The 21,139-nt window shown below is 61.7% G+C and carries 19 protein-coding genes; 6 read left to right on the top strand and 13 right to left on the bottom strand.

From position 1 onward, the window contains the following. Positions 1-77: 77 nt before the first annotated feature. A complete protein-coding gene (locus AC53L6_RS01490; RefSeq protein WP_299208788.1) occupies positions 78-620 on the top strand; it encodes an NADPH-dependent FMN reductase in 543 nt (180 codons plus the stop codon). On the opposite strand, the gene AC53L6_RS01485 is transcribed toward AC53L6_RS01490, so the two are convergent. After that, complete coding sequence (locus AC53L6_RS01485; protein ID WP_299773074.1) at positions 617-1,021, bottom strand: VOC family protein; 405 nt, start codon at positions 1,019-1,021, stop codon at positions 617-619. The genes AC53L6_RS01490 and AC53L6_RS01485 overlap by 4 nt on opposite strands. Before the next feature lie 29 nt (positions 1,022-1,050). Here AC53L6_RS01485 and AC53L6_RS01480 point away from each other — a divergent pair, with 29 nt between their 5' ends. Then, positions 1,051-1,848, top strand: coding sequence for an HTD2 family dehydratase (locus tag AC53L6_RS01480; RefSeq protein WP_496906545.1), 798 nt, complete (start codon positions 1,051-1,053; stop codon positions 1,846-1,848). 122 nt (positions 1,849-1,970) lie between these two features. Here AC53L6_RS01480 and AC53L6_RS01475 read toward each other — a convergent pair whose 3' ends face one another. Then, complete coding sequence (locus tag AC53L6_RS01475; RefSeq protein WP_496906544.1) at positions 1,971-3,008, bottom strand: NAD(P)/FAD-dependent oxidoreductase; 1,038 nt, start codon at positions 3,006-3,008, stop codon at positions 1,971-1,973. A 51-nt stretch (positions 3,009-3,059) separates the two neighbouring features. Between AC53L6_RS01475 and mnmC2 the strand changes: the two genes are divergently transcribed. Both mnmC2 and AC53L6_RS01465 read left to right on the top strand, forming a co-directional pair. Then, a complete protein-coding gene (gene mnmC2, locus AC53L6_RS01470; RefSeq protein WP_496906980.1) occupies positions 3,060-3,722 on the top strand; it encodes a tRNA (5-methylaminomethyl-2-thiouridine)(34)-methyltransferase MnmC2 in 663 nt (220 codons plus the stop codon). Then, a complete protein-coding gene (locus AC53L6_RS01465; protein ID WP_496906543.1) occupies positions 3,719-4,588 on the top strand; it encodes a DMT family transporter in 870 nt (289 codons plus the stop codon). Before mnmC2 ends, AC53L6_RS01465 begins: the two co-directional genes overlap by 4 nt. Here the strand turns inward: AC53L6_RS01465 and AC53L6_RS01460 are convergent. Next, positions 4,553-6,523 (bottom strand): lytic transglycosylase domain-containing protein, encoded by a 1,971-nt coding sequence (locus AC53L6_RS01460; protein WP_496906542.1) that lies wholly within the window; start codon positions 6,521-6,523, stop codon positions 4,553-4,555. The genes AC53L6_RS01465 and AC53L6_RS01460 overlap by 36 nt on opposite strands. A 137-nt stretch (positions 6,524-6,660) precedes the next feature. Here AC53L6_RS01460 and dapA point away from each other — a divergent pair, with 137 nt between their 5' ends. Further along, entirely contained in the window at positions 6,661-7,533 is an 873-nt protein-coding gene (gene dapA, locus AC53L6_RS01455; protein ID WP_496906541.1) for a 4-hydroxy-tetrahydrodipicolinate synthase, read from the top strand. 35 nt (positions 7,534-7,568) lie between these two features. Here the strand turns inward: dapA and AC53L6_RS01450 are convergent, their stop codons facing one another. The 10 genes from AC53L6_RS01450 to AC53L6_RS01405 all read right to left on the bottom strand — a co-directional run bounded on the left by AC53L6_RS01450 (position 7,569) and on the right by AC53L6_RS01405 (position 19,814). Then, entirely contained in the window at positions 7,569-8,444 is an 876-nt protein-coding gene (locus AC53L6_RS01450; protein WP_496906540.1) for a dimethyl sulfoxide reductase anchor subunit family protein, read from the bottom strand. Further along, positions 8,444-9,202, bottom strand: coding sequence for a 4Fe-4S dicluster domain-containing protein (locus AC53L6_RS01445; protein ID WP_496906539.1), 759 nt, complete (start codon positions 9,200-9,202; stop codon positions 8,444-8,446). Before AC53L6_RS01445 ends, AC53L6_RS01450 begins: the two co-directional genes overlap by 1 nt. Continuing rightward, positions 9,199-9,408 (bottom strand): hypothetical protein, encoded by a 210-nt coding sequence (locus tag AC53L6_RS01440; RefSeq protein ID WP_299208762.1) that lies wholly within the window; start codon positions 9,406-9,408, stop codon positions 9,199-9,201. The genes AC53L6_RS01445 and AC53L6_RS01440 overlap by 4 nt, the downstream gene beginning before the upstream one ends. After that, positions 9,405-12,221, bottom strand: coding sequence for a molybdopterin oxidoreductase family protein (locus AC53L6_RS01435; RefSeq protein ID WP_496906538.1), 2,817 nt, complete (start codon positions 12,219-12,221; stop codon positions 9,405-9,407). The genes AC53L6_RS01440 and AC53L6_RS01435 overlap by 4 nt, the downstream gene beginning before the upstream one ends. A gap of 23 nt (positions 12,222-12,244) precedes the next feature. After that, positions 12,245-13,267: a YeiH family protein gene (locus tag AC53L6_RS01430; protein WP_496906979.1), complete on the bottom strand. Its 1,023-nt coding sequence runs from the start codon at positions 13,265-13,267 to the stop codon at positions 12,245-12,247. Between the two features lie 2 nt (positions 13,268-13,269). Beyond that, positions 13,270-14,340 (bottom strand): acetate/propionate family kinase, encoded by a 1,071-nt coding sequence (locus AC53L6_RS01425; protein ID WP_496906537.1) that lies wholly within the window; start codon positions 14,338-14,340, stop codon positions 13,270-13,272. Then, positions 14,337-15,266, bottom strand: a complete 930-nt coding sequence (locus tag AC53L6_RS01420) for a phosphate acyltransferase (RefSeq protein ID WP_496906536.1) — start codon at positions 15,264-15,266, stop codon at positions 14,337-14,339. Before AC53L6_RS01420 ends, AC53L6_RS01425 begins: the two co-directional genes overlap by 4 nt. 66 nt (positions 15,267-15,332) lie before the next feature. Next, a complete protein-coding gene (gene xsc / locus AC53L6_RS01415; RefSeq protein WP_496906535.1) occupies positions 15,333-17,114 on the bottom strand; it encodes a sulfoacetaldehyde acetyltransferase in 1,782 nt (593 codons plus the stop codon). A gap of 116 nt (positions 17,115-17,230) precedes the next feature. Then, a complete protein-coding gene (gene pdxR / locus AC53L6_RS01410; protein WP_496906534.1) occupies positions 17,231-18,688 on the bottom strand; it encodes a MocR-like pyridoxine biosynthesis transcription factor PdxR in 1,458 nt (485 codons plus the stop codon). A 235-nt stretch (positions 18,689-18,923) separates the two neighbouring features. Continuing rightward, positions 18,924-19,814 carry a LysR family transcriptional regulator gene (locus AC53L6_RS01405; protein ID WP_496906533.1) on the bottom strand — a complete coding sequence of 297 codons (891 nt, stop codon included), beginning with the start codon at positions 19,812-19,814 and terminating at the stop codon, positions 18,924-18,926. A gap of 94 nt (positions 19,815-19,908) precedes the next feature. Here AC53L6_RS01405 and acdA point away from each other — a divergent pair, with 94 nt between their 5' ends. Then, on the top strand, positions 19,909-21,126 hold the full coding sequence (acdA, locus tag AC53L6_RS01400) for a 3-sulfinopropanoyl-CoA desulfinase (protein ID WP_496906532.1): 1,218 nt from the start codon (positions 19,909-19,911) through the stop codon (positions 21,124-21,126). Positions 21,127-21,139: the final 13 nt, after the last annotated feature.

Raw genomic sequence — 21,139 nt, 5'->3', positions numbered from 1 at the left:
CGGACATGTTCCGGGGCCTCTTGCGTTATGGGGTGATCGCGCCATGTTACCCGCGATAACGATACAAGGGACAGATCATGACGACGCCAACACTCCTCGGCATTTCGGGGTCGATGCGCAAGGCATCCACCAACACCAAGCTGGTGCGCGAAGCCGCCCGATTGTTTGGCGATTGCACCTATGTCGAGGCCGATCTGCATATGCCTTTGTATGACGGTGATGTGGAAGCGTCCGAAGGGGTGCCCGAGGCGGCCCAGCTGATCGCCCGTCAGATCGCAGAGGCTGATGCGGTTGTGATTTCGACGCCTGAATACAACAAGGCGCCCCCCGGTGTATTGAAGAACGCGCTGGATTGGGTCAGCCGGGTCGAGGGGCGTCCGTGGACAGATAAACCCGTCGCCGTGATGTCTGCAGCTGCCGGACGAGCCGGGGGTGAGCGCGCGCAGATGGTGTTGCGTGGCTACATGGTGCCGTTCCGTCCGTGTATCTTGCAGGGGCCGGAGATTCATCTGGCCGCGTCATCCAGCCAGTTTGACGATGACGGCCAGTTGACGGGCGAGATCTATGTCCGCGAGTTGACCCAGCTGATGCAATCCCTGCGTGCCGAGATCGGGCGCTAGTCCGCCCGCACGGCGATTTCGATCAGGTTACCATCGGGGTCGCGGATATAGAGCGATTGCATCGGCCATTGTGCCCCGGTGCGCGGGACAGGCCCCAGCTCGATCGCTGTGCCTGTCGCTTCCAAATGCGCCTGCCAATCGCTGAGCGATGTTTCGGTCAGGAAGCATAGGTCGGCTGTGCCCACATCGGCCTTGTGCGCTTTGGGTTCGAACTCTGCCCCCAACTGGTGCAGGTTGATCTTGTGCGCGCCAAAGAACAGCGCGTGGCGTGGGCGTTCGCCGGGGGTTTCGAGCACGCGATGCGTCATGCCGAGCACCTTGGTGTAGAACGCGATTGTGGCATTCATGTCTGCCGCGGTGATGACAAGATGATCGAGGCTGTAGAGAGTGGGTTGTTCCATTTTCCGGTTCCGTCGCGCAGGGTGCACCCATGCAGAGTGCCAAGAGTGATATCCTTCGTCAAAGCGATGTGATGGACCCCGCCCGCGCCCGCGCCATGCAGGTGGCTTTGGGGCGTGTGCCGGACCTTGTGGCCGGTGCGCCGATGCCGCCGTTCTTTCACCAGCTCTATTTCTGGTCCCCCGAGCCGCCGGATCGTCTGGGCCGGGATGGGCATCCGCAAGTGGGTGGGATCATCCCTGACATGGGATTGCCCCGCCGCATGTGGGCCGGGGGGCGGTTGCAGTTCCATGCGCCGCTGTTGCTTGGCATGAGGGCGGAGAAGGTGACGTTGTGCGAGAGTGCGACGTGCAAGGAGGGGCGGACCGGGCCGCTGGCCTTTGTCACCTTGCGGCACGAGATTTGGCAGGGTGGCGCACTGTGCGTGACCGAGTGGCAGGACCTTGTGTATCGTCACGACCCTGATCCGAGCGCGCGGCGTCCGGTGCCGCCTGTTGCTGCGACGGATGAGGATGTTGCGCAGGCGCACAGCTTTGATGCGACGCTGTTGTTTCGCTACTCGGCGCTGACCTTCAATGGTCATCGCATTCACTATGATCAGCCCTATGCCCGCGATGTTGAGGGGTATGACGGGTTGGTTGTGCATGGTCCGTTACTCGCGCAGCACTTGATGCTGTTGGCTGAGGCAGGGCTGGGGCCACTTGAGCAGTTTCGGTTTCGGGCGACCTCGCCCCTGATGCATCACGAGGTGGGGACGTTTTGCCGGAGGGGTCGAAAGCTGTGGGTGCGCGGCCCGGACGGGCGGCAGTGCATGGAGGCGGAGGCCTGACGCTGGGGTCTCGCCCGGCCTTTGGGCCGGGCAGCGCCGACCCGCCCCCATGGGGCGGTGCTATCACGCCAACCCGCGGGTCGACGCTGCCCTCAGTCTAAATCATTGACGGCAACGCGTCGCTAAAGCGAAGCCGCGACCTCGAACCCTTGCGGGATGGTATCGCGTCCGTCGAGGATGAGGTGGGCCATGGTCTGGGCGACCTTGGGGGCCATGCCGAAACCGATCTTGAACCCTCCGTTCGCAATGTAGTGCCCTGGCCTTTCGGGCCATGGTCCCAGCATGGGTGCGCGACTGCGGCTGCGGGGGCGCAGGCCTGCCCATCGGGCAAGCACCTTGGCATCCTGAAGCGCCGGGATGGCGGCGCGGGCGCGGGTCAGGATGTCGTCCAATTGCGTGTCTGTGGCGGTGGGGCTGTCGTAGTCCCGTTCCGTTGTCGATCCGATGGCCGTCGTTCCGTCGGCATGCGGGATGATGTGCAGTGTGTCAGCGAAGAGTTGGGGGGCGTCTGGTGCGGTGAAATCCAGAAGGGCCGCTTGCCCCTTGATCCCGGCGCCCACCATGCGGGTGTGGCTTGCGTTCAGCTCTTCGAGGCCTGCGACGCCGGTGGCGTGGATAGTGGTGTCGGTCTCGGGCGCTTTGCTTTGGATGTCGACGCCTTGGGTTTTGAGCGCGGCGGCGAGGGCCGCGCACGCTTGCTGCGGATGAATACGGGCGCTGAGCGTGTCGAAGATTTCCATGCCTGTTTTGCTGTGCGCCGCCCAGTTGGGGTTTGCGATGGGCCGGACGGTCCAAGTGGCCGCGTCACCCCAGAGGGTTTTGGCCGTTTCGCCGCGTTGTCGGGCGAGCGTCAGCACCGTATCGTCCACGATGGGTTGGCAGCGGCCTGTGCGGGCATAGCCGGGGGACTGACCGCTTGCGGCCTCGACCTCGGCCCAGAAGGTTTCGGCCATCAGCAGGCTTTCCAGTTGGAACTGCTTTTTCGGGTTCCAGTTTTCCGGCACATGCGGGGCAAGGGCACCCACGATCCCGCCCGATGCCCCTGCGCCAAGGCCATTGGGATCGACCACCTGCACCCGCGCGCCACGCTGGGCGAGAATCCATGCAATCGACAGGCCGAAGATGCCCGCGCCGCACACGGTGATGTCTGCCGTTGCCATTCCAGATGCCTTTCGCCAAGGTCGCCGCGACACCTTCTACAGGGGCGGATGATGCAGGACCAGCGGGCAGAGCTTGAGTGGCGTGACGGGGCGGTGCCGGTGTCCACGCGCTTTGACGATCCGTATTTTTCGCTCGACAACGGGCTGGCCGAGACACGGCATGTGTTTCTGGATGGCAACGACCTGCCGGCCCGGTTTCGGGACGGGTTTCACATTGCAGAGCTGGGGTTTGGCACGGGGCTGAATTTTTTGACCGCGTGGGCGGCATGGCGGGCGGCGGGCATTGAAGGGCGCTTGCACTTCACCAGTTTCGAGGCGTTTCCGATGGAGCGGGCTGCGATGGAGAAGGCCTTGGCGGCATTTCCCGAAGTGGCTGATCTGGCGGCGCAGCTTTTGGCTGCGGGCGGTGGGTCGGCTGCATTTGAGGATGCAACGCTGACCGTGATCGAAGGGGATGCGCGCGAGACGCTGCCCAAGTGGGAGGGCAAGGCGGATGCGTGGTTTCTGGACGGGTTTTCGCCCGCCAAAAACCCCGAGCTGTGGGGCGCGGATCTGATGGTCGAAGTGGGGCGTCATACTGTACCCGTGGGGACAGCGGCCACCTATACGGCCGCGGGCTTCGTGCGCCGTGGTTTGGAGGAGGCGGGATTTGCCGTCACCCGCGCACCCGGCTTTGGCCGCAAGCGGCATATGACACGCGCGGTACTGGGGTGAGCCAAGGCAACAACACGCGGTTGGGCATTGCGCTGATGATCGCAGTGTCGGTGGTGTTCGCGAGCCAGGATGGTATCTCTCGCCACTTGGCCGGGGAGTACAACGTCTTCATGGTGGTGATGATCCGGTATTGGTTCTTTGCTGCCTTTGTCATCACCATTGCTGCGCGCAAGGCGGGCGGTGTGCGGGCGGCGGCGCAAACGCGGCAGCCCGTGGTGCAGGGGCTGCGTGGGCTGTTATTGGCCGCTGAGATTTGCGTGATGGTCACGGCCTTTACCGTGTTGGGGCTGGTGGAGAGCCATGCCGTCTTTGCCGCTTATCCGCTGCTGGTTGCTGCCCTGTCTGGGCCGATATTGGGCGAGCATGTTGGGTGGCGGCGCTGGGCTGCTATCGGGGTGGGCTTCATTGGCGTTTTGTTCATTCTGAAACCCGGCTTGGGTGTCTTTGACCCGGCGGCGGTGATCCCGCTGGCCTCGGCCATCATGTTTGCCGTCTATGGCTTGCTGACCCGCTATGTCGCGCGGGATGACAGCACGGCGACCAGCTTTTTCTGGACCGGGACCACGGGGGCTGTTGCGATGACCTGTGTGGGCGTCTGGTTTTGGGAGCCGATGACCGGCCCGGATTGGGGCTGGATGGCGGCGTTATGCCTGACGGGGGCCTTGGGACACTGGCTGCTGATCCGCACCTACGAGGTGGCAGAGGCCAGCGCAGTACAGCCCTTTGCCTATTTTCAGATGGTCTTTGCCGCGCTGGTGGGCATCTCTGTCTTTGGCGAGGTGCTTGAGATCAACGTTATCATCGGGGCTGCCATCATTGTGGCGGCGGGCCTATTCACCCTGTGGCGCGAACGACAGCAGGGTTGAGCCCACGAGTTCCTCGCTGAACGGGATCGGCAGAGGGTCTTTACCCAGACGCGCGCGGTAGATCGGCAGGCTTTCGGTCACCCGCATGACGTAGTTGCGGGTCTCGCGGAAGGGGATGTGTTCGATCCAGTCGATGACGTCGAAATCGTCGCGTTCCGCGCGGGGATTGCCATAGCGCAGCATCCACTGGTTGGGGCGCGAGGGACCCGCGTTGTAGGCGGCAGACATCAGGACAACATTGCCGTCAAAGCGCCGCGCCAGTTGGCTGAGATATGTGGCCCCCAGTTTCGCGTTGTATGCGGGATCAGAGATCATGCGCCCTGTTGTGTGGCCGGCGGACAGGCCAAGGCTGGCCGCAACCTCGCGCCCGGTGCCGGGCATGACCTGCATCAGCCCGCGCGCACCGACGCTGGATTGAACAACCGGGTCGAATTCGGATTCGCGGCGGGCGATGGCGAGCGACATTTCGGGGGCCATGGGCAGGTCGGCCTCGGCCAACGGATGCAGCGGGTAGTAGGACGCGTGGATCGTGATACCCCGTCGCGCCACGCGTTTGCCGATCATCACCCCGAGATGTGGCTGATCCGCGTCGACGGCGGCTTGGCCGAGCTGACCGGCTTCCGCTCGGTCGAGGCTTTCGGCGAGGTGGGTCCAGAACCGTTCAGCCAGTGAGAGTTCTCCGGAGGCTTGCAGCAGGAGGCCGGCTTCGAACAGGTCGCGGGTGGCGAGGGGGCTGTCCTGCCAAGGTTCAAATTGCTCGGAACCGTCAAGGCCGGGCTCAATGGGGAGGCCGCCCTTTTCGGCGGCGAGGAGGCCATAGAAGGAGGTCTGGTATTGCGCCCCCTCGGCATAGGCGGCTTGGGCTTCTTCGGTATTGCCCATCGCTTCGTGCGCGCGGCCGATCCAGTAACCTGCGCGTCCGCGCGAGATGGGGGAGCGGGTGGCGTTGCGGTGGTTCTGGAAGTGGCCGAGTGCGACCTCGGGGTCTTTGAGCAAACGCAAGGCGATGTAGCCCGACAGCCATTCCAGATCGGCATAGGCGGACCCTTCGGTCAGGAAGTGCCGGGTGGCAAGCTGGTAGGCAAGGGCGGCGTCGCCGTCCCGCATCTCGTCGCGTGCAAGGGCCCGGCGGCGATTGGACCATTCGTCGGGTCGACCGAGGGCTTCAACGGAGCGGGAGCGGTCCATGAGAAGTTCCTTGGCGTCGTCCCAGCGCCCTTTGCGCAGCCGCCATTCGAAGCGGGCGTGGGCGAGGCCGGGATCGTCCTGCAATGCGTCTGGCACAGCTTCGATCAGGCCGTCGACATTGTCTGCCAGCGCGCGCAGGCCGATGCGGGCGCGGGCGAGGGCGCTTTGGCCCTTGTCCACGAGGTCGAACATGCGGCGGGCGCTGGTCAAGTCTTCGGACCAGAGCAGCGAGTCGAGACGTGCGGCGTGATGGGGTTTCAGAAGGTCGGTGTGTGCGGCGAGGTAGCGCGCCTGGGCGGTGTTATCCATGGGCATCGTGCGCCATGCCAGCACGAGGTTCGCCTCTGCCTCGCCCACCCGCTCCGCACGGATCAGGGCGGTGGCGTGGGCGAGCACGCCTTCGGGCGTTTGTGGGCCGATATTTTCGAAGAAGGACAGGATGTCAGCGTCGGGTTGGTCGGCCACGACCTCTTCTGATCGTTCGCGCAGCAGCGCCTCGCCCGGCCAGTCGGGGCGTCGCTCAAGGAAAGCGACGACGTCGGCATAGGTTCCGCGTGCAGCGCGCAGGCGTTGCCATTCGATAACATCTGCGGCCACCTCACCGTCGCGTGCGGCCAGGGCTGCGGCACTGTCCCAATTGCCTGCGCGCAGCGCCTCCATCGCCCAGCCAAGCGGGCGGGGTCGTTCGGCCAAAGCCGCCACAGACAGTGTAAAAAACAGGGCCAAGGCGAGGGCAATCCGGGTCATGTCTTGCAATTCCTGTCGTCGCGTGGCTAGAGCCTAGAGCATATGTTCTGGGCGTGACGTTTCAACTCACGTTTCCGGGCATATGCGAAAATCATCCCAGGCCCTCTGCCTGCCAAACGTAAAAAAGGAGCGTGAGAATGTTTAAAGGTTCTATGCCTGCCCTCGTCACGCCGTTTCGTAACGGCGCTTTGGATCTGGAAACCCTCAAGAAGCTGGTCGAGTGGCATATCGGTGAAGGATCGCACGGGTTGGTGCCTGTGGGGACCACGGGCGAAAGCCCCACGCTGAGCCATGAGGAGCACGAGACGGTGATTGAAACCGTTGTGACGGCTGCTGCGGGTCGGGTGCCGGTGATTGCCGGGGCTGGGTCGAACAACACGGTGGAAGCCATCCGTTTTGTCGAGCATGCCGCGCGCGTTGGTGCCGATGCTGCTTTGGTCGTGACGCCCTATTACAACAAGCCCACGCAGCGTGGTTTGATTGCGCACTATACGGCGCTGCATGATTGCGCTGATATCCCGATCTTCATCTACAACATTCCGGGCCGGTCGGTGATCGACATGACGCCCGAGACGATGGGCGAGTTGGCCAAACTGCCCCGCATTGTCGGCGTCAAAGATGCCACCGGCGATATGGCCCGTGTGTGCGACACGCGTATCACCTGTGGCAATGATTTCATCCAGATGTGCGCTGAAGATGCGGTGGCGCATGGGTTCAACGCCGTGGGCGGTGTGGGCTGCATTTCCGTGACCGCCAATGTGGCGCCAAAGCTGTTGAGCCAGATGCAGGAAGCGTGCCTTGCAGGCGACTATGCAACCGCGCTGGACTTACAGACCAAGCTGATGCCGCTGCATAAGGCGATCTTTACCGAGCCTGGCTTGGTGGGTGCGAAATACGCGATGTCCCGTCTGGGCCTGTGTTCGGACGAAGTGCGTTTGCCGCTGACCGGCTTGGCGGACGAGACCAAGGCCCTGGTCGACGCGGCCCTGGTGCACGCAGGGCTTCTCTGAAAGTGAAAAGGCGGGCTTCATGGCCCGCCTTGTTTTTATCGTTTGCCGTAGTAGAGGCCCACCACGTGCTCGGCTTCCGCAAAGAAGAGCCAACGTGAGGCGAGTGCACCTGCCACGTGGCTGATCACTGCCAGAAGCGCGAGGCCATGCGAGAATGGCGCGGCCGCCAGCAGCAGGACCGGCAGAACCACCATCAGCACGAATGAGATGATCCGCAGTTTCATGCTGTGCTTGCGCCCCACGACAAATGCAAATTCGCGCAGCAGGTAGTTGGTGCCGGTGTGTGGCGGTTCAAACGCACGCACGCTTCCCCGATTGCCAAGGCCGGTGGCGGTTGCGAGCGTGGTGCCAGAGCTTTTCAGCGCGCCATCGCCTTGCATCCAAAGCACCACCTGAATGACGCCCGAGATGGCGATCAGTGCCATGGCCCATTTCACCTGTCCGGCCAACAGCGCGCCGCCTGCAAGGCTGTAGCTAAGGAACATGACCGGTGTGAGGGGCGAGTTCCAGCGCGGGATGGTCTTGAGCTGGGTGTAGATCATGGAGGTGGTGAACACGGTCAGCAGTGAGAAGATCGCGCCGATCAGGCCCAACAGGCCCCAGCGTTGGCCAAAGAACACGAGGCCCGCGCCATAAAGCGCCATGACGATCAAGGCAATGACAGCGCAGACGCCTTCGCGGCTGAGCCATGAGGAGCGCCATTGCGTGAACGCTTTCATCGCCCGTTCGGGGTGGCCGAGGTGGAAGGTGGACGAAATCAGCCCGCCTACTGCGCACAGGTAGGCGATGACGAAGAAGGCGAAGGCCGTCCAGCCCGTGACCGCCGGAAAGCCGAGGCCGAGGAATGTCAGGAGGCCGAAACCGATGCCGGAGAAGACCGTGAAAAAGATGACGGATGGTGCTGGATGCATCAGAGTTTCTCCAACGTCTTGTCGAGCCAGCCGAGGAAGCCGGAGGCTTCCTGCGCGACGGGTTCGAGGTAGGGGGCAAGGATGTCGATGTCGCCTGCGCCTTCGGACAGCGTGTCCTTTGGGCGGGGCGGCAGGTACTTGTTGACTGGCTTTGTGCCCTGTTCCGGCATCAGGTCCATGCCGCCGCGCTCTGCGGTCAGTTTGGACACGTTGCTGTCGGGGTCCGCGAAGTCGCCGAAGTGGCGCGCGCCTGCGGGGCAGGTGCGGACGCAGGCCGGTTCGCGGTCTTCCTCGGGCAGGTTTTCGTTGTAGATGCGGTCAACACAGAGGGTGCATTTCTTCATCACCTTCTCGACGGCATCCATTTCGCGTGCGCCGTACGGGCAGGCCCACGCGCAAAGGCCGCATCCGATGCAGTCGCTTTCGTTGACCAGAACGATCCCATCCTCGACCCGTTTGTAGCTGGCCCCCGTGGGGCAAACCGTGACGCACGGCGCGTCCTCGCAATGCAGGCAGGATTTGGGGAAGTGGGTCAGTTGCGCTTCGCCCTGTTCCGGTTGCACCTCGTAGCTGTGCACGCGGTTGAGGAAGGTGCCCGAAGGGTCCGACCCGTAGGCGTCGGTGTCGGCCAGTGGTGCGCCGTAGTTTTCGGTGTTCCAGCCTTTGCACGAGATCACGCAGGCGTGGCAGCCCACGCATGTATCAAGGTCGATGACGAGGCCGAGTTTGCGGTCTGTGGATGTGGGAAGTGTGGTCATGCGGTTGTCCTCACTGAGAGGGCAGGACTGGGGCTCTGCCCCAGACCCCGGGATTTTTTGGAAACAGGGAAGAGTGGACGGTCGTGCTTCATCCCGATGGGCTCGGCTTTGGAGGCGTCCCAATTGGCGATGAAGTAGATGAAGGTGCCGACAGCGACTGCGATGAACGCGGCGATGGCGAGGAGGGTGCGTTGGATCGGTGTCATTTGCCCACCTTCCATGCCAGTTGCTTTGGCCCTTTGCCCACGGGTGATTTGATGGGTTCCATTGCCGGTTGGGATTCCGCTGGTGCTGGCGCTTTTTCGATGCGGACCTTGAGGTCGAACCAGGCGGCTTGGCCTGTGATCGGATCGGAGTTGGCCCATCTGAGGCCGTCACCCTTGGGCGGCAGCAGCTCGTGGATCAGGTGGTTGAGCAGAAACCCCTTGGTCGCCTCGGGCGCGTTTTCGTCTAGCGCCCAAGCCCCCTTGCGCTTGCCGATCGCGTTCCACGTCCAAACGGTGTTTTTGTTGAGTGCGGCCATTTCGAGGACCGGCACGGTGATTTCGCCGTGGGGCGAAGTAACCTTGGCCCAATCGCCGTCGCTGAGGCCGTTTTCCCGCATCAGCTTGGTGGGCAGGTAGAGCGGGTTGTGTCCGTGCAACTGCCGCAGCCATGCGTTCTGACTGCCCCAGGAGTGATACATCGCCATCGGGCGCTGGGTCAGCGCGGTGATCGGGTATTGGTCGCCGTGGTTGTCTGGTGCCGGGTCGTACCATATGGGCAGTGGGTCCATCGTGGCCTTGATCCGCTCGCGCAGATGATCCGGTGGCTGGCGGTCGCCGTGTCCTTCGGCGGCCAGTTGGAAGCGCCGCATCGGTTCCACGTAGAGCGTGAAGAGGTAGGGTTGCGGGCTGTCAAAGAGACCCATGCCTACCGCCCAGTCCTGATATGCGGCGTTCCAGGGTTTGTAGTAGTTGGCCCCATCGGGGATGTGTTCGACGAAGAAGCCGCCGTTTTCGATGTAGCGGTCGAGCTGGTCCGGGTTCACGTCGCCGCGGCCCGTATCACTGCCATCGCCGCGGAACCCTGCGAGTGGGCCGATGCCGGGCTTGCGTTCGTGGTTGACGATATAGTCGCCGTAATCGGCATATTTCTGGCTACCGTCTTCGTTGATAAAGCCGGGCAGGCCGAGTTTTGCGCCCAGTTCGCACAACACCGACTGGAACCCGCGGACGTCGCGGTCGGGTTCGATCACGGGCCAGCGGATGGCGTCGGCTGCGGCGTCCGCCTCGCAGATCGGACGGTCGAGCAGCGAGATACAGTCATGCCGTTCGAGGTACGTGGTGTCGGGCAGGATCAGGTCGGCATAAGCGACCATTTCCGAGCTATACGCATCCGAATAGATGATGCGCGGGATCACGTAGTCGCCGTTTTCATCCTTGTCCGTCAGCATGTCGATCACACCACGAGTGTTCATGGAGGAGTTCCACGACATGTTCGCCATGTACATGAACAGCGTGTCGATCTTGTAGGGGTCACCCGCATAGGCGTTCGAGATGACCATGTGCATCAGGCCGTGGGCGGACATGGGGTTTTCCCATGAAAATGCCTTGTCGATGCGGGCGGGTGTACCGTCTTCTTTCAGCGCCAGATCGTCAGGGCCTTGCACGAAGCCCAGGTGTGGACCGTCGAGCGGGCAGTCAGGTTGCACGCCGCAGTGGGGCTTGGGGTGCGCCGTCGCAGGTTTTGGATAGGGTGGTTTGAAGCGGAAGCCACCCGGGACTTCGACGGTGCCCAGCAGGATTTGTAGCACGTGCAACGCGCGACACGTCTGGAAACCGTTGGCGTGGGCAGAGATGCCGCGCATGGAGTGGAAGGACACGGGGCGGCCTTGCATCGTCTTGTGCGTTTCGCCGCGGAAGTCTGTCCATTCCTGGTCCAGCTCGAACGCTTCGTCAAAGGCGACGCGGGCAATCTCGGCGGCCAGGATGCGGATCCGCTCGGCAGAGATACCAACGCGCTCGGCCACGGCCTCGGGTGCGTATTCGTCGCTGAGATAGCGTTCGGCCATGTGCTGCATGACTGTGCGGTGGCTGATGCCCGCGTGACGGTGGGTGGCGGTGAGGTCGGGTTTGACGCCCTTTTGATCGAAGGGGGTCAGCTTGCCCGTAGCGCGGTCGATCACCAATTCCTTGCCATCGTCGTCGCGCAACAGCAGGCCGAATTCGGGCGACTTTTCATCGCCATTGATCAGGCAGGGCGCGTTGGTAAATTGGGCGAGGTAGTTCACGTCGATCTTGCCCGCTTTCATCAAGCAGTGGACAAGCGACAGGATGAACAGGCCGTCGGTGCCGGGTGTAATGCCCACCCAATCGTCGGCCACCGCGTTGTAGCCCGTGCGGATCGGATTCACACCGATGACGCGTGCACCGCGTGCCTTGATCTTGCCGATCCCCATCTTAATGGGGTTGCTGTCGTGATCCTCGGCCACGCCGAACAGCATGAACAGCTTGGTGTGGTCCCAGTCAGGCTGACCGAACTCCCAGAACGCGCCGCCCATCGTGTAGATGCCCGCCGCAGCCATGTTGACCGAGCAGAAGCCGCCGTGGGCCGCGTAGTTGGGTGTACCGAAGTTCTGGGCAAAGAAGCTGGTGAAGGATTGCGACTGGTCCCGGCCTGTGAAGAAGGCCAGCTTGCTGGGATCATCCTTGCGGATGGGGGCCAGCCAATCGGTGGCGATTTGCAGGGCTTCGTCCCAACTGATCTCTTCAAATTCGCCCGATCCGCGTTCGCCGACACGCTTCAGGGGTGCGCGCAGGCGCGAGGGTGCGTTGACCTGCATGATGCCAGCCGAGCCCTTGGCGCAGAGCACACCCTGGTTCACCGGGTGGTCGCGGTTGCCTTCGATATAGGCGACCTTGCCGTCTTTCATGTGCACGTTGATGCCGCAACGGCAGGCGCACATGTAGCATGTTGTCTTGCGCACCTCGTCCGAAACATGCGGCGACGTGTTGATCTTAGGTTGCTGGAACGTCATCTGGCCTCCCCTTCGCCTGTTGGTCAGGCAAAATAATAAATCCCCGCAAGTATCAGCGCTGCGATAAACACGGTTTCGGTGACAAGCAGAGCGATGGCGGCTCCTCCGACCGCCAGCACCCGCTTGAGGTTTGTTTTCATGCCGACGGCGGCGATGGCGACCAGGAGCATCCAGCGCGAGGCCTGGCTCATCAGGTCGGTGACCGGGGTCGGGATCAGGTTGAACGAGTTCAATGTTGCCAATGCCAGAAACCCGATCACGAAGACCGGCAGGAGCGGCGGGCGTTTGCCATCCTCTGGCGCTTCGACAAAGGACCGGATCAGAATGGCCGCAATCAGAACGACCGGGGCCAGCATCGACACACGGATCAGTTTGACCAGCGTTGCGGTGTCGCCCGCGCTTTCCGAGATGGAAAAGCCCGCGCCGACCACTTGTGCCACGTCGTGGATCGTGGCGCCCAAGAAGATGCCCCCAGCCGTGTCGTCCATGCCCAACTGCGTCACGACGATTGGGTAGGCGATCATGGCGACCGTCGACAGGACGGTCACGCCCAGCACTGTAAAGATCAGGCGCTGCTCCGACCGTTCATCCTTGGGCAAGATCGCACTGATCGCGAGGGCGGCAGATGCGCCGCAAATGGCGACGGAGCCCGCTGTCAGGAAGGCAAAGCGCCAGCCGTGGCCGAAAAAGCGTGCGATCAGCAGGCCGAAGCCGATGGTCGCCGCGACGCCGCCGATCACCAGTAGAACGAGGTTCAGCCCCAGTCCGGCCATCAGTTCGAAAGAGATGCGCACGCCCAGAAAGGCGATGCCCAGCCGCAGGATCGTGCGCGCGGCAAAGGCGATGCCCTCGACCGTTTTGCCCTCGTCCCCGAGGAAGGCGACCGCGATGCCCAAAAGCAGCGCCATCAGCATGGCTGGCGTGTCGTAATGTTCGGCTAGGAATTGCGCGGTGATGGCGACAAGGATGGCAACCAGAACGCCTGGGAACAGCACGCGGGCGCGTTCCGGGAGGTTTTGGAGGAAGTTTCCTGGGGATCCGGTTATTGTCACGGCGGTGCCCCTTGCATCAGGGCGCGTGCGTCGGTTGCGATCTGGCGTTCTTCGTCGGCTTTGACCACGTGTACCGGGACATCACCGAAAAGGCTGAGATGCTCCATGATACGGGTGCGAATGGGTTCGGCGTTTTCACCGATGCCGCCGGTGAAGGCGACGGAGTCGAGGCCGCCCATGGCGACAATGGCTGACCCAGCGTGGCGGGCCGCCCAGTAGCAGAAGTGATCGACGGCAAGCTGTGCTGCCTTGGTGTCAGCGGCCAAGAGGAGGCGCATGTCATTGCTGCCACCCAGGCCCTTGAGCCCGCTTTCGTGGTTGAGCATATGTGCGGCTTCGTCCGCGCCATAGATCTCGGCCAGCCGCAGGACGGCCATGCCGTCGATTGCACCCGATCGCGTGCACATCGTCAGTCCGTCCAGAGGGGAGTAGCCCATGGATGTCGCGACCGAGGTGCCGTTGTGAATGGCGCATAGCGAGGCGCCGGAGCCGAGATGGAAAGCAAGCAGCCGCTCAGGCAGTGCATCGCCGAACTGCGTGACAATCCAGGCGTAGCTGAGGCCGTGGAACCCGTAGCGGCGGATGCCCATGGAGCGGGGTTCCTTGGGTAGGGCGTAGGTGGTTGCAACCTCGGGCTGGTTCGCGTGGAACGCGGTGCCGAAGCTGGCGTATTGGGGCAGAGCGGGTGCGAGGGTTTGCAGGGCGCGGATGCCCGCAAGGTTCTTTGGGTTGTGCAGGGGTGCGAGCGGTGTTGCGGCTTCAATCCCGGCGATCACGGTGTCATCGATGACGCAGGGGTCGACCAGTGATGTGCCGCCATGCACCACGCGGTGGGCTGCTGCCGTCAACTGGTCCGGTGTGATGCCTTGTCTGGTGAGGCTGTCGAGGATCGTTGTCAGTGCCGCGTCATGATCGGGTGCGGTGACGTTCTGGTCTTCGTCCCCAAGTGTCAGGTGGGCCAATGCGCCGCCAATGCCGCTGACCTGTCCTGCCATCACTTCTGTCAGGTCCGGCCGGAACAGCGCGACCTTGATGGAGGAGGAGCCTGCATTGACGACAAGGATCATGCGGCGGCCATGATGGCCCCGAGGGCCACGGAAGACAGGCGCGCCGCGGGAGGGTCCGCGCGCGAGGTCAAAAGGATTGGCACCTTGGCGCCCATGACGATGCCGCCTGCGCAGCCACCGGCAAGGTAGACAAAGGATTTGAATAACCCGTTGCCCGACACGATGTCAGGCACGATGATTGCGTCAGCTTTGCCAGCGACGGGGTCGTCGGTCATCTTCTTGGTTGCCACGGATTTCGGCGACATGATCAGGTCAAAGGCCAGTGGGCCGGAGAAATCGGCATCCACTATATTCTCGCGCGCCCAATCGCGCAGCGCGCGCCCCTCCATGGAGGACGGCACGCTTTCGATGGCGGATTCGGTGGCTGACAGGAAGGCCACCTTGGGGCGTACATTGCCAAGTTTATGCAACAGCTTGACCACCTCACCCGTCGCATCCTGACGCGTTGCAATGTCGGGGCTCACGTTGACGGCAGCATCGGAAATGGTGATCGACCCGGTGCCGTCGGGGGTGGTGATGTGGAAGATGTGGACAAAGCGGCGGCCCGTGCGCAGGCCCGCATCGCGCGACACCGCGGCACGCATGAACGCGTCGGTATGGAGCTGGCCCTTCATCAACACATCAGCGCGGCCTTCGCCGCAGGCCAGTGCGGCAGCAGCACCAGAGGCTGCTTCGCCCTCGGCTTCGATCAGCTCGAAACTCGAGATGTCCCAATTCAGCTTTTCAGCCTCGGCCTCGATCATGTGACGCTCACCCGTGAAGACCGGGATCATCATATTGGCTTCGGTTGCTTCCTTGGCCGCCAGCATCGGCAGGGGCGCACCGGCGCGGGCAATGGCCACGCGGGGGCTGGCCGCCTTTTGCGCCATTTCGATGATGTGCGCAGGTGCAATTGCTGTGGCGTCAGACAGGAAGGATTGGGGCACGAAACCACCTTTCAAAAATGAAAAAGAGGGGATGGGCGCGTGCCCATCCCCTCGGGTCTTAGCAGATTAGGCCACAGTTTGCGGAACCATATCGTCTTTGGAGATGCCAGCCACTTTGACGGGCTTCTTCATCGCGTCGCGGCGGAACGGGTCGCCCAGTTCCTGGTTGATCATGGCTTCGATCAGCGTGGTGATGCCATTTTCCATCTGATCTTTGATCGCCTGGTTCAGCGCCGCTGTCAGTTCTTCCTGCGTCCGGGCAACGACGCCCTTCAGGCCACAGGCGTTCGCGATACCGGAATAGGACACTTGTTCATCCAGTTCGGTGCCGACGAAGTTGTCGTCGAACCACAGGGTCGAGTTCCGCTTTTCCGCACCCCACTGGTAGTTGCGGAAGACGATCTGCGTGATGGCAGGCCATTCGCCGCGGCCGATCGCTGTCAGTTCGTTCACCGCGATACCAAAGGCGCCGTCACCGGCAAAGCCGACAACCGGAACGTCAGGCTGGCCGATCTTCGCACCCACGATGGCGGGCAGGCCGTAGCCGCAGGGGCCAAACAGGCCCGGCGCCAGATATTTCCGGCCTTCCTCGAACGACGGATAGGCGTTGCCGATGGCGCAGTTGTTGCCGATGTCGGAGGAGATGATGGCCTCGACCGGCAGAGCGGCTTGGATCGCACGCCACGCCATGCGAGGTGCCATCCAGTCAGGTTTCGCTGCGCGGGCACGCTCGTTCCAGTTGGTGCCGGGGTCGTCCTGCTCTTCTGTCATCGACGTCAGCTCTTGAGCCCATGCCGATTTTGTTTGAGCGATCTTGTCCTTGCGTGCGTCGCGGCCTGCGTCGCCTGCATCATCCGCCAGTTGCGACAGGATGCCGTTGGCCACTTTGGCCGCGTCACCCACGATGCCCACGGTAACTTTCTTGGTCAGGCCGATGCGGTCGGGGTTGATGTCGACCTGGATGATTTTCGCATCCGTAGGCCAGTAGTCGATGCCGTAGCCGGGCAGTGTCGAGAACGGGTTGAGGCGGGTGCCAAGGCACAGAACAACGTCCGCTTCCGAGATCAGCTGCATACCGGCCTTGGAGCCGTTGTAGCCCAGCGGGCCAGCGAACAGCGGGTGGTTGCCGGGGAACGCGTCGTTGTGCTGGTAGCCCACGCAGACGGGTGCTGTCAGACGCTCGGCCAGTTCTTGCGAGGCTGCGAGACCACCCTTGGACAGGACAACGCCAGCGCCGTTCAGGATGACGGGGTTCTTCGCCGCGGACAGGATCGCCGCCGCTTCGGCAACCGAGTTTTGACCGCCGGGGGACGCTTCGAATTCGATGGGGTCGGGGATTTCGATGTCCACCACTTGGGTCCAGAAGTCACGCGGGATGTTGATCTGGGCCGGACCGGACAGACGCTTGGCCTGGCTGATCACACGGGTCAGAACTTCGGCGACACGGGTCGGATCACGGACTTCTTCCTGATACGAAACCATGTCTTCGAACAGTTTCATCTGTTCGACTTCCTGGAAACCACCCTGACCAATGGTTTTGTTCGCAGCCTGTGGTGTGACCAGCAGCAGCGGTGTGTGGTTCCAGTAAGCGGTTTTCACAGCAGTCACGAAGTTGGTGATGCCGGGCCCGTTTTGCGCGATCATCATCGACATCTTGCCGGTGGCGCGTGTGTAGCCGTCAGACATCATGCCGGCGGACCCTTCGTGGGCGCAGTCCCAGAATTGGATGCCCGCATCGGGGAAGATGTCGGAAATGGGCATCATGGCCGAGCCGATAATGCCAAAGGCGTGCTCAATCCCGTGGCGCTGCAGGCACTTCACGAATGCTTCTTCGGTGGTCATCTTCATGGGGCAGTCTCCAATAGAGGCGGGGGCGTCGAATCGCCCCGGAAATGTTGCAACAGACGTTACTGTTGTGGTGGATGCTGGGTTAGGGCCAGTTGTGATCTCCGAATAAGTCCAGGCTAGTGTGGCAGTGCTTGTGCGATCAGTCCAATTCCATCCTTGATCCGATCGACGTGAATTGAGGAGTATCCAAGGCGGTAGAAGCCCTTGGGTTGATCATCCCCGGAAAAGAAGGCGTGCCCCGGTTCAATCAGTACGCCTGTCTCTTGCAGGCGTTGCGTCAGTTCGCGTGTATCCACTCCATTTGGCGCGCGCATCCAGTAGGAAGAACCGCCAAAAGCGCCCTGGCCTGCGATCTCCAGTCCGTGGTTTTCGATGGCGGCTTGCATTGCATCCCGGCGGACGTGCAACGCTGCTCCCATCTTGCGGATTTGTGCATCGTAGTGGCCCATTGAAAGGAAGTAGGCCGCAGTGCGTTGAATGTGACCCGGCGGGTGGCGCAGGACGGATGTGCGCAGTGCGCGGGCTTCGCGTACAAAGGGCTCCGAGCCAACAAGATAGCCCAGACGCAGCCCTGGGAACAGCGACTTGGAGAAGCTGCCCACATAGATCACGCGCCCGTCTGTATCCATGGACTTGAGCGCGGGTGAGGGCGGGTTGAGAAACGACATCTCAAACTCGTAATCATCTTCGACAATCAGGGCGTCCAACTCGCGTGCGCGGTCCAGCAGGGCCTGCCTGCGCGCCACGGGCATCGTCGAGGTGGTCGGGCATTGGTGGCTGGGTGTTGAAAAGATAACGTCCGTATCCGGCGGAATGCCGTCTGGCGGCAGTCCGTCCCGATCCACGCGCACTGGTGCAAGGTGGCAGCGGGATTGGTTCAGAATCTCGCGTAGAGCCGGATAGCAGGGGTCTTCGAATGCAGCCGTCCGTCGTTGGGTTAGCAGGATTTGCGCGGCAAGCCACAGCGCGTTCTGCGCGCCGAGCGTGATGAGGATCTGATCAGCGTTGGCCGAGATGCCCCTGCGGGGAAGCGTGTTGCGCTGGATGAATTCAATGAGCTGTGGATCGTCCTGATCAAAGTAGTCAGATGTCAGGGCCGCAAAGTCTCTCTGACCCAGTGCCTGCAGCGCACATTGACGCCAGTTTGCGTGGTCAAAAAGTTGCGGGTCCGTCTGGCCATAGATGAACGGGTATTTGAAGCGTGCCCAATCCTGCGGTTTGCTGAGCGTGTGCCCGCCAGAGAAGCGCTGTCCGATGGCGCGTGTCCAGTCGACTGCGTCGCCGGACGCCGGTTGTGGCTGGTAGCTTGGCGGGACGGGTGCATTTGCTGACACGTAGTAGCCCGAACGTCCGCGTGCGGTCAGGTAGTCCGAGGCGACGAGTTCAGTATACGCAAGCGTCACCGTGATCCGACTGATGCCCAGATGGGTGGCCAGTTTGCGGGTCGAGGGCAGTTTTTCACCCGATCCGAAGCGCCCAGACAGTATGCCATGTGCGATCATCTGCTGCACCTGGCTTTGCAGCGTGCCCTGATGTCCGGGCTGTAAGAAGAATGTTTCGACTGGGAGTGCCATGCCTGAAGGATATTCTGGACCTAATCAGAAATCAATCTGGCATTAAAATGCAGCGAAAAGAAAAGCGCCTGCACTAGGCTTAGACGCAGAAAGTGCAATTAATGAGATAATTTGTATCATTATCGCTGCAGGAATGCAATATGCTTAGCGCAATCACTAGTATGCCTTGCGCAGGTTATGATTCTCACGAAGGGCAAGGTCTTGGAACAACCAGTTCAGGCGTCAGCTTTCGGCTTCAACGGCTGGTATGGGCGTTATACAAGTGCGTGCTGTCCAACAACGATGCCAAGGTATCCGTTCGTGAGGACAGCGCGCCTTGTCGCAAGGTTGCCAATACAAGAACCCGGCGAAGCGGCTTCGGTAAAGGTATCTTTTGCACTGACCCGGTTCGATAGCGGTCCACATCCGGTTTGGGAAGCAACGTGAAGCCAAGCCCGTTCGTGACGCACTCCATAATGGCTTCGAGATTGTCCAGAACAACCGTATTGGCGGCTGTTTGGCGATCATGTCGCGCCATTTCGTTGGCGATGAGTTTTCCGATGCCGGTGTCTGGCATGAAATGGAAGAACAGGTGTTTTGCAAGAAGACCGCGCATGCCGTCAGCCATCAACATGGAATGGGCTGCAAAAACGAAAGGCTCCTCGCGGATAACGGTTGCTGACAGTTCGTTCGGTAGGCCATCAGCATCGGTCAGCACGGCCGCATCGATCTGGCCAGCAAGAACCCTGTTCTGCAGGGTTCTTGAGAGGCCGGTCTCGAATTCGAATGTCGCATGTGGCGCATTCTTTTGTGCGTTGTCCAAGAAGCCGGGCAGCAGCCGCACCGCCGCTGTTGTGATAAAACCTAGCCTGAACCGCCCAACCAATGAATCGCTTGGGCGGCAGAGTTCAATAAGGCTGTCCTCTGTTTGTAACAGCGCGGCTGCCTCATGAACGACGGACCGTCCAATGGGTGTCAGACGCGGTGGGCGCACGGACCTGTCAAAAAGCTCCACCGCCAATTCGCTCTCCAATGCTTTCATCTGCATGGAGAGCGCCGGGAGCGTCATGTTCAACTGGTCTGCTGCCTTGGCGAATGATCCAACCGTTGAAATCTTGACCAGGCTTCTAAGCGCGCGTGTCTGCATAAGTTCAGGGTCTCTGAATATGTTATTAAATCTTATTCGATTGCCCTGAACTTTGGCAAGCGTACCCTTGGCGCAAAAGCCGAGGGACCCTTCCATGACACATCCGCTTGTTGACGTTGCAAAGGAATTGGCGCCCAGTTTTGAAAGGCGTGCGGCCCATTGGGACACGACCCGCAGCTATTGCTGGCAGAATGTGAAAGAGCTTGCGGATGCAGGGATCATGGGCATGTCCATCCCACAAGAGTTTGGTGGGCGGGGCGCGAATTTCCTTGATGTGTCCATGGTTGTCGAAGAGATCGCCAAGGCCTGCACCCTGACAGCGCGTGTCGTCGTCGAAGCCAACATGGGCGGGATCAGCGCCGTCATGGCACACGGGACGGATGCGCAAAAAACCTTCTGTGCGCCGTATGTACTTGCTGGAGATAAACCCGCAATTTGTATCACGGAGCCGGAAGCGGGGAGTGCAGCCACGGAAATGCGCACAACCGCGCGCAAGAGTGGCGCCTCATATATCTTGAACGGTACGAAACATTGGATCACCGGGGGTGGCGTGTCGAAGCTTCATCTGGTCTTTGCCCGGGTGTTGGACGAGGCAGGGACTGACCTTGGTATCGGTGGGTTCATTGTTTTTGCCGATCACCTGGCTGGAGACGTGCCCGACGGTTTTCACGTTATGGGGCGCGAGCGCACAATGGGTTTGTGCGGGATGCCAGAGGCCGAACTGTGTTTCGAGGATGTGGAGGTGGATGAGAAATGGCTTCTTGTCCCGCCGTCAGGTTTGCGACGTGGGTTTGCCGATCTGATGAACGCGTACAACTCGCAACGCGTCGGTGCTGGCACGATTGCAATGGGCGTCGCGGCAGGAGCGCTGCGCCATGCGCAGCGGTACCTGCTCGAGCGGGAGCAGTTTGGCCGCCCGTTGGCTGAATTCCAGGGACTGCAATGGATGCTTGCGGACATGGACACGCAGGTCCATGCCGCGCGTTTGATGTTGCATGACGCCGCGCGGTCGCGCGGACCCGATGGCAGTCTCTTTCCGGACATGACGGCGGCGGCACGGGCCAAGCTCTTTGCCTCTGAGATGGCAATTAAGGTTGTCAATGACGCGCTTCAGATGTTCGGTGCACGCGGCTACAGCGACCGCGAGCCGTTGGAGCGGATGTATCGTGACGTGCGGATGTTCACCATTGGTGGGGGAACGGCACAGATCCTGCGCACCCAAATCGCGGGGAACGTCCTTGGTATCAAAACCCCTCAGACACGCGGTGGATATGTGCAGTCCCCGAGCGTTGCACGATTTGTTGCGGAGTAAGAGCCGCCCCGCA

The organism is Tateyamaria sp. LSS28 (assembly GCF_059611725.1).
The sequence above is the reverse complement of the archived record's forward strand: the minus strand, read 5'-3'. Positions and strand labels throughout refer to the sequence as shown.

Bases quoted from the DNA above. Each gene is read 5' to 3' on its own strand.
- AC53L6_RS01490 (WP_299208788.1), top strand. From the start codon at position 78: ATGACGACGCCAACACTCCTCGGCATTTCGGGGTCGATGCGCAAGGCA.
- AC53L6_RS01485 (WP_299773074.1), bottom strand. From the start codon at position 1,021: ATGGAACAACCCACTCTCTACAGCCTCGATCATCTTGTCATCACCGCG.
- AC53L6_RS01480 (WP_496906545.1), top strand. From the start codon at position 1,051: ATGCAGAGTGCCAAGAGTGATATCCTTCGTCAAAGCGATGTGATGGAC.
- AC53L6_RS01475 (WP_496906544.1), bottom strand. From the start codon at position 3,008: ATGGCAACGGCAGACATCACCGTGTGCGGCGCGGGCATCTTCGGCCTG.
- mnmC2 (WP_496906980.1), top strand. From the start codon at position 3,060: ATGCAGGACCAGCGGGCAGAGCTTGAGTGGCGTGACGGGGCGGTGCCG.
- AC53L6_RS01460 (WP_496906542.1), bottom strand. From the start codon at position 6,523: ATGACCCGGATTGCCCTCGCCTTGGCCCTGTTTTTTACACTGTCTGTG.
- dapA (WP_496906541.1), top strand. From the start codon at position 6,661: ATGTTTAAAGGTTCTATGCCTGCCCTCGTCACGCCGTTTCGTAACGGC.
- AC53L6_RS01450 (WP_496906540.1), bottom strand. From the start codon at position 8,444: ATGCATCCAGCACCATCCGTCATCTTTTTCACGGTCTTCTCCGGCATC.
- AC53L6_RS01445 (WP_496906539.1), bottom strand. From the start codon at position 9,202: ATGACCACACTTCCCACATCCACAGACCGCAAACTCGGCCTCGTCATC.
- AC53L6_RS01440 (WP_299208762.1), bottom strand. From the start codon at position 9,408: ATGACACCGATCCAACGCACCCTCCTCGCCATCGCCGCGTTCATCGCA.
- AC53L6_RS01435 (WP_496906538.1), bottom strand. From the start codon at position 12,221: ATGACGTTCCAGCAACCTAAGATCAACACGTCGCCGCATGTTTCGGAC.
- AC53L6_RS01425 (WP_496906537.1), bottom strand. From the start codon at position 14,340: ATGATCCTTGTCGTCAATGCAGGCTCCTCCTCCATCAAGGTCGCGCTG.
- xsc (WP_496906535.1), bottom strand. From the start codon at position 17,114: ATGAAGATGACCACCGAAGAAGCATTCGTGAAGTGCCTGCAGCGCCAC.
- pdxR (WP_496906534.1), bottom strand. From the start codon at position 18,688: ATGGCACTCCCAGTCGAAACATTCTTCTTACAGCCCGGACATCAGGGC.
- AC53L6_RS01405 (WP_496906533.1), bottom strand. From the start codon at position 19,814: ATGCAGACACGCGCGCTTAGAAGCCTGGTCAAGATTTCAACGGTTGGA.
- acdA (WP_496906532.1), top strand. From the start codon at position 19,909: ATGACACATCCGCTTGTTGACGTTGCAAAGGAATTGGCGCCCAGTTTT.